Source organism: Sphingobacterium sp. IITKGP-BTPF85, from assembly GCF_001006065.1.
Taxonomy (GTDB): Bacteria; Bacteroidota; Bacteroidia; order Sphingobacteriales; family Sphingobacteriaceae; genus Sphingobacterium; species Sphingobacterium anhuiense.
The window spans coordinates 1-5,712 of record NZ_ASZT02000219.1 but is presented as its reverse complement, the minus strand read 5'-3'; the positions used below and the strand labels follow the sequence as shown (position 1 = coordinate 5,712).

8 protein-coding genes and 1 pseudogene are annotated in these 5,712 nt (G+C 32.9%); 1 reads left to right on the top strand and 8 read right to left on the bottom strand.

What is annotated here, in order from left to right; all coding sequences use genetic code 11:
• The 7 genes and pseudogenes from L950_RS27355 to L950_RS23970 all read right to left on the bottom strand — a co-directional run.
• Nucleotides 1-329 (bottom strand): annotated as a pseudogene (locus L950_RS27355) (PD-(D/E)XK nuclease family transposase); the annotation flags it as partial.
• 45 nt (nt 330-374) lie between these two features.
• Complete coding sequence (locus tag L950_RS29000) at nt 375-515, bottom strand: hypothetical protein (RefSeq protein WP_021190970.1); 141 nt, start codon at nt 513-515, stop codon at nt 375-377.
• A 231-nt stretch (nt 516-746) separates the two neighbouring features.
• On the bottom strand, nt 747-875 hold the full coding sequence (locus tag L950_RS36005; RefSeq protein WP_262507189.1) for a hypothetical protein: 129 nt from the start codon (nt 873-875) through the stop codon (nt 747-749).
• 32 nt (nt 876-907) lie between these two features.
• Nucleotides 908-1,063 carry a hypothetical protein gene (locus L950_RS31145; RefSeq protein WP_197086676.1) on the bottom strand — a complete coding sequence of 52 codons (156 nt, stop codon included), beginning with the start codon at nt 1,061-1,063 and terminating at the stop codon, nt 908-910.
• A 1,100-nt stretch (nt 1,064-2,163) separates the two neighbouring features.
• Nucleotides 2,164-2,673 (bottom strand): ATP-binding cassette domain-containing protein, encoded by a 510-nt coding sequence (locus tag L950_RS23980; protein ID WP_021190967.1) that lies wholly within the window; start codon nt 2,671-2,673, stop codon nt 2,164-2,166.
• On the bottom strand, nt 2,673-3,839 hold the full coding sequence (locus L950_RS23975; RefSeq protein WP_197086674.1) for an erythromycin esterase family protein: 1,167 nt from the start codon (nt 3,837-3,839) through the stop codon (nt 2,673-2,675). Before L950_RS23975 ends, L950_RS23980 begins: the two co-directional genes overlap by 1 nt.
• 70 nt (nt 3,840-3,909) lie before the next feature.
• Nucleotides 3,910-4,134 carry a hypothetical protein gene (locus L950_RS23970; RefSeq protein ID WP_021190965.1) on the bottom strand — a complete coding sequence of 75 codons (225 nt, stop codon included), beginning with the start codon at nt 4,132-4,134 and terminating at the stop codon, nt 3,910-3,912.
• Nucleotides 4,135-4,482: 348 nt separating this feature from the next.
• Between L950_RS23970 and L950_RS23965 the strand changes: the two genes are divergently transcribed.
• Nucleotides 4,483-5,184: an IS256 family transposase gene (locus L950_RS23965; protein ID WP_021190964.1), complete on the top strand. Its 702-nt coding sequence runs from the start codon at nt 4,483-4,485 to the stop codon at nt 5,182-5,184.
• Nucleotides 5,185-5,334: 150 nt separating this feature from the next.
• Here the strand turns inward: L950_RS23965 and L950_RS23960 are convergent, their stop codons facing one another.
• Entirely contained in the window at nt 5,335-5,643 is a 309-nt protein-coding gene (locus L950_RS23960; protein WP_156169844.1) for a hypothetical protein, read from the bottom strand.
• Between the last annotated feature and the right edge of the window lie 69 nt (nt 5,644-5,712).

Here is a 5,712-nt window from a genome sequence, read left to right as displayed (position 1 = left end):
GCTTCGCTTTTAACAAAGTTAATAATTTCTAAATAGATAAACCCCAAACCCTCGTAAAAAATTTGTCCTGAATCTCTATTACACAGGCAGGTATCGTGAAAATAGGTTTTATGATCACCTCCCGGCATATGAAAACCGTCCATCAGGACAATGGTATAAACCTCGGGAATGGCATACCCCCAGGCTTTACGGTTTCCTTTGGGTGCTGTGTCTGAAATGACCTTGCTGGCATAATACAGCATACGTTACTTCAGGTTGATCTGTGTACTCGTCTGCATCTCGATGATGATCTCTTCTCCTGTACTGGTTTGGACTACAAGATCAAAGATAACTTTACCGATCTCTTCAGTTGCTCCGATACGCTCAGTATCCCGTTAAGTAAGATCGGTGATGGTCTTTCGACCACGAAAGATGATGTTTAGAAAGTTGATCAGGTTGACTTTGTCTCCAAATAACCGCTTGAATCCTTCATCGGTGGTTGGATCAATAAATACGGGTTCTGCATGTGCTAACATAATTTTAGGATTTACTTAAATAATCTATTACATAAATCAAATATGATAAAAACTAAAAATATTAGCCGGTTATTAAACGTTTGTAATCGTTTGCTGTCGGCTAGCACAAATTGGATCAATATTTCGAGATACAATAGAAAAAAGAAAAACCGCGTCTCGCGATGCGGCTCTGACTAAACATATGCATTCTAACTTAACTTACTTATACGTGTTGATGGATTGGGATACTTTCTAGTTGCCTCCATCATTGACCAATGTGATTAAATCGGTCTTGATAAATCCTTCAAATTGTTGTGTTACTTTTGCTACCATATAGTCACTTGACTGCTCAACAATGGTAGTGCTTGTTTTACAGTTCAACTACTCTCCTTTTTGCTTTTTCAAGAAGGAAATTACTTCTGAACGGCAGTTGGTCTTTTCCGAACAAGATAAAAATAGAAAAGTTTGCTTCCATCCATATCACCGAATAAGAATGAGGAGGCAGCTTCCTGCTTTCTAGATCGTAATTTCTTTTCAATATTATTTAATTCTGATATTATTTTATCCACAACATCTTAATTTTGGGGACTAGATAATAGATCACTGCACATAAACTTATAAATCCAATGAATGATACCAGAATGTATGATTTCAAAAAGAGAACTCCTTCTCCATATGCATCTTGCATAATTAGAAATGGATAACAATACACATTTAAATAACTATATTTCCAATCCGTCAGGAAAAAAGAAAAAAACAATAACATCAAAAATGGTAAAACCGTAATTAAAAAATTATTAAAAAAGATGTTAATTAATATTTGGATACTTAAAATGAAGAAATTGACAATTATAGAGGCTATTGCGAAGAATATGATAAACGTTGGTTTATAAAGTATAAATTCGGGAATATCATAGATTGCTCCAAAAGTGTATCCAATAATCAATAATAGTGCAGTTGATGTGGCAATGCAGAAAAAAAGGAAAAAACAAAGTATCAATTGTTTAGATAAATAGAAATTTCTAATTTTTAAAGGTAGAATGATATGACTTCTAAAACCATGGTACCGATGTTCGGAATCAAATATTACGAATGGTAATACGATCGCGTACAGAGAAAATAAAAATGACAACATCACAATGGAATCTTTACAAAGAATAACCCAAACATCATAGCCACTTTCACTTACTTTCAAAAGACCTTCTTTTTGATTGAAAAAAATAACTAAAACCAACATTAAAGGCAACCACAAACTCACTAATAACAACTTGTTACGTGTTATTTTATAAAAATCGGCGACCAATATATTTTTCAGATTAATCATGTGGTACAATTTTGAATTTCGAAATACAATTCCTTTAACGAATAGGTTTTTTCTTCTAATATATCTTCACATATAAAGAAGTCCTTTTTCACATTTATTACTTTAATCTCATTGGTTTCTTTTTTTCTATAAAAAGCTTCACTCTTCACCAATTGAAGGTTTTTAGGATGATCTGCTATTGTAGTTATTAAAAATGAGTTTGAATGCTCTTTTGAGAAAGTTAGAATTAAAGAACCGTTTTTGATCATTAAAAATCTAGTACAGAGTACTTCCAGTTCGTTGAGGTCATGACCCGAAATAATTATAGTTAATCCCTTCAGTTTATTCAGTGATAAATTTTACTGGTCAAAATTGACTATTAATCGGATCAAGAGCAATCCATGGTTCATCTAAAAATAAAACTGACGGATCATTAAGCAGGGCTATAACAATACGCAATCGCTGTTGATATCCTGAAGAAAGCTGACTTACTTTAAACTTTGTATATTCAGTCATACCAAACTCATCTAAGAGATCAAGGCCATATTGGATAGGCACATTTAGCAATTTGCAGTAATAATTAATGTTCTCGACTACGCTTAGCGTACCATATGTTGCAGAACGATCCAAGACAGCTGCTATATTCGACTTCAATTCTATTAAATTCTCTTTATTGTCATACGACTTAAAGAAAACATTTCCGGAATAATTTGAGTAAACACCTGTCATGATATTGATCAATGTTGATTTTCCAGCACCATTTTGGCCAATTAGACCGACTATATCCCCTTCTTCCACATGGAAGCTTATGTCATTTAATATTTTGTTTTTCCCAAAAGAAAAACTCAAGTCTCGAATATTATATATATTTCCCATCAATAATGTGTTGGAGTCATGTGTGGAATGAAAATAAAAGCATCAAATTCTTTGAACCAAAAATTTTCCAAGTTGTTAAATCCTAAAAATCGCATTACACTTGATTTATTTTTCAAAGCATCATTAGTGTAGAAAATACTTGCATCAGAATGATTGTTTTTCAAGAAATATTCAACAGTAGTACTAGTCGCGGGATTATTTCGCTGAATATTACTAGTAGCAATATTAGTTGAATAACCGTCATAAGAGGTTGTCATGATGGTAAACATTTCGTCTTTAAATTTATTTTTAAGGTAATAACCAAGATTCTTACCAAATTTACTGGTATTTAAAATATGCTTGTTTGCTGACCACAAAACAAATTTTTCATCCGGAAATTGTTCCATTTGAAAAATGGTGTTTTCAAACATAACAGAATCACGGTAAGCATTATATTTATCTCCTTTTAGAAACATCTTTGCATAGTAAAAATCATAAATATTCTGCAGGTATCTTATATAAAGTTGTTGCTCCCCATTGGTTGATGTGAAATCGGAATTTATTAAATCGATAAGTAGTTTAATTTCCCGCAAACACGCCTCTCTATTCTTATCCATTTTACTTGATTTTGAATTGAAATAAAGTACTGGACCATAGCCATTTTTCAATGAATGCCAAAAATGACGATAATGATATTGCTCAAATGATGGTATAGTCTTTAAATAACGAACCAAATCTTCATGAATTTTTTTCTGAGTAAATATAGTTGATATCTGAAAATCGATCCCTCGCACAATAAATGGATCAGAAGTTTTAGCAGATTGATATATATGCTGTCTTAATTCCTTTGTTTCTTTTGATTTAGCCCAAAATGGATTTAAGGCCACGCTGAAATCTATGTTTTGAACATTCCGTAAGCTTTCATTTAATCGATAAGTCGGATAAAAATTACTTTCAAAAAAAAGAACATTAAAGCCATTTTTTTTAAGGAACATGACTATTTCTGAATTAAGAGCCTGGGTAGCACCATCACCATGTTGCTGCTCACCAAGTAATACCAATTTTTTTCCCTTTAAGTTTTTAATCAAACTGGAATTTTCCAAAACATTGAAAGCGATCTTGTAATTTTGTAAAGAATCTGCAATAATACTTTGCTCGGTTGATTTGCTTTCTATAGATTTATTCAAATTCCAAGTAATGACACCGAAAACCGTAACTACTATTAAAAACAAGAAAACCATTATCCACAACAGATGTCTAAACCTCATAAAAAATCCTTTGTATCAAATCTTGTGTTTCTTGCCGGTCTTTACCTCCCAAAATTTTCTTTAAAACTTCAAATGGAACTTCTACATCTTCATCTGAATTAATTTTATCGATGTTATATCGATACGTGCGACGACATTTGTCATACTCAATCGGAAAACCTAGTTCTTTCATCTCTGACAAGTTTTTCAAAAGAGCACTAAGAGATAAACTCATCTTTGTACAAAACCTACGGGATCCCCGGTCCTTTTCTTCTTGATCAGAAAATGTATTCTACTCATCCTACTTATATAACTATACAAGCTCATATTTCACAAAAAAATTAATTACAATTTAATTTAGGATATACTACTCTAAGGTATAAGGTAAATATGAGAAATAAAAATTTCTATAGAAATAAATATGACTCAGACACACAAGACTGCAACATACTATCCTTAGAGTGTATTTTAATATGCTATATGTATATAATTTAATATCGTAAAAAAATGAATGTAAAGAAATTATGTTTTAAGCAGCTATCAGAACTTAATTTGAATCAGAGTAAAGAGGTTAAAGGTGGAAATGCAGCATGGACAGGAGGTTGTTCAGATGGTTGCCCTTCTTTCTTGGAAACATCAAGATGAAGCTATGCAAGGTCTTTATAACGGGAAGAGTTTATCTCCCAACGACGGCGTTCTGGCGCCCTTAATGAAGCATTTATTGGAGTCAATGATGGATGGTGAGCTAGAGAGTCATCTTCAGGAAGATAAAGCCTCAGGTAATTCCAATCGTCGTAATGGTAAGACCAAAAAGACTGTCCGAGGCCTTAATACAGGTACTTTTGAACTAGAGTCTGGACGAGATAGATCCGGTACATTTGAACCTAAGGTAATTCCCAAACGTCAGCTCATTATTACAGAACAATTAGAAGGCCATGTTCTAAGTATGTATGCCAAAGGGATGAGCACACGTAATATAAGTGATTTTATCCGTGAGATGTATGCTATGGATATTTCTGCGACCGAAATATCCCGTATCACAGAAAGTGTTATGCCTGCCGTTAATGAGTGGCGAAGTCGTCCGCTAGAGGCCGTCTATCCCTTTGTTTTCCTAGACTGCATGCATTATAAAGTCTATCACAACGGCACTGTTAAATCTAGGACTATTTATAATATATTAGGTGTAGGAATGCCAGATGCCAGCGCAGATTATAAAACAATAATTTCTACTCTTGTTGATTATTCAATTCGCTTTATTCGTCCGAATTTAAATAACAAAAAATAGTAAAAAGAAACTTTCATGCATATCAAAACGCCCAACATGATTGAGAGTTCTTATATTTAGTATGTACCACTCGAGCAGACGCGTAAGGTAGCGTAGCATTTTTGAGCGTTATGTTTTTCGTGTGCTAGCGGGAGAATCCATTTCTAACAACTAATCTGTTAAGCTGATTGCTACTAGCAATTGCGGATATTCATCACTTACTACATGAACATGATCAATTCTGGTTAGTGATATATTGTTGTTAAACACTTCAAATTTGAGTATGAAATTGTCTTTTTTGTTGTAAAGTAATCCATGCTCTTTCCCTTCAGCATCTTCATAGTAACCTACCAATAGCGTCCTTTCTAAATTAATGTTGTTTGATATGATTAAATTTTTCAAATCAAGCCATTCATTATTTAGTAATTCGGTTAATTCTTCTATTTCTAATTTATAATCCTGGAATTCTTCTGTGGTCATTTTCATGGTTAATAAAGGTTTATAGGATCTTAATGTTCTGTTTAAAGATAACCGTCCTATTAACTACAG

Bases quoted from the DNA above. Each gene is read 5' to 3' on its own strand.
- L950_RS23960 (WP_156169844.1), bottom strand. From the start codon at position 5,643: ATGACCACAGAAGAATTCCAGGATTATAAATTAGAAATAGAAGAATTA.
- L950_RS23970 (WP_021190965.1), bottom strand. From the start codon at position 4,134: ATGAGTTTATCTCTTAGTGCTCTTTTGAAAAACTTGTCAGAGATGAAA.
- L950_RS23965 (WP_021190964.1), top strand. From the start codon at position 4,483: ATGCAGCATGGACAGGAGGTTGTTCAGATGGTTGCCCTTCTTTCTTGG.
- L950_RS29000 (WP_021190970.1), bottom strand. From the start codon at position 515: ATGTTAGCACATGCAGAACCCGTATTTATTGATCCAACCACCGATGAA.
- L950_RS23980 (WP_021190967.1), bottom strand. From the start codon at position 2,673: ATGGGAAATATATATAATATTCGAGACTTGAGTTTTTCTTTTGGGAAA.